The sequence below is a fragment of the Streptomyces sp. NPDC051909 genome (genome assembly GCF_040681095.1).
GTDB lineage: Bacteria > Actinomycetota > Actinomycetes > Streptomycetales > Streptomycetaceae > Streptomyces.
This window is the reverse complement of sequence record NZ_JBFAYA010000089.1, coordinates 1-1,102: the sequence shown is the minus strand read 5'-3', so window position 1 is coordinate 1,102 and position 1,102 is coordinate 1. Positions and strand designations below refer to the sequence as shown.

Here is a 1,102-nt window from a genome sequence, read left to right as displayed (position 1 = left end):
AAGAAAGAAAACGGTGTAACTCCGATCATGGAAGAGTGCACTTGTGACCGCGAGAAATAACCAAGGCGTCCGGTTCGGGGCCCGAGCCGGCAGCTGTGGATGACCGTTTCATCGAGGAACTCGTGGCCCGGGCCCAGAGCGAGAGGCGCTACACCTGACCGGTGAGGGCGGGCTGCTCCAGCAGCTGACGAAGCGGCTGCTGGAGTCCGCGCTCGAGGCCGAGATGACCGATCATCTCGGCTATGACTGGCACGATCAGACACGCACGGCGAGATGGCTCTCAAACTCGCCGAAACGGCTTTTGAACTCACCGCCGATCATGAACCAGCAGCGCGCACATCCCCGCTGCGAAGGGGGCACCGGTGGCTCTCACTCTCAGCGAAACCGCGGTCCTGATACGACCCGACAAAACCAGCGCCCCGGGGGCCGGACGGCCACTCCTCGTGAGCTGCGGAAGGCAGGAGGCTTTAAGGCGGCCGAAGACCCGCACGACGTTCGCAGACGGTGACGATGCGGTGGGTGCGGGCCGCAGTGATGTCGATCGTGAGGCCGGGCAGCGCCGGCGACTACCAGATCAGTTCGCCCGCCGGGTCGGTGACGGCCTGGATGTTCACGCCGTGCCGTCGGGGCCTTGCCCGAGTAGTCCCGTTCGTGGTCGCCGAGCCGGTCGCACTCGGCGATGGTGCCGTCCACCAGGACGTACTCGGGACGCGCGCGGCGCAGGGCCTGCGTCAGGGACGGGTGCTCTCGCGGCGAGGAGTTTGATGACGCTCTGTACGTAGGCGTGGGCGGTGCCCTCGCTGATCCGGAAGCCCGCGGCGAGCTTCGCGTAGGTGGTCTGCTCGCGCAGGCAGACCAGGGCGATGACCGCGCGCTGTGAGGGCCTCAGTTTTGCACCGGCGGTCACCTTCACGGGTGACGATCAGCATCGTGACCCCCTCCTCGAGTGCGTGCGGCAGGTCGAGTGCGGCAGGATAAGGGACCAACGAGGGCTCCGGTCGCAGCGGTTGAGACGTCAGACATCTCGAACCACTGCCCGAAGGCCTCGCCTGCTATCCACCCTCGGCCGTCACCCGATCGGTGGCCACTCTGAAGATCCTTG

At 66.2% G+C, this 1,102-nt stretch carries 2 pseudogenes; one reads left to right on the top strand and one right to left on the bottom strand.

Annotated elements, in window-relative coordinates:
- Nucleotides 1-95 precede the first annotated feature (95 nt).
- Nucleotides 96-256, top strand: a pseudogene (locus tag AB0M18_RS36650) (IS256 family transposase); the annotation flags it as partial.
- A gap of 232 nt (nucleotides 257-488) precedes the next feature.
- Here AB0M18_RS36650 and AB0M18_RS36645 read toward each other — a convergent pair.
- A pseudogene (locus AB0M18_RS36645) lies at nucleotides 489-986 on the bottom strand (transposase family protein); the annotation flags it as partial.
- Nucleotides 987-1,102: the final 116 nt, after the last annotated feature.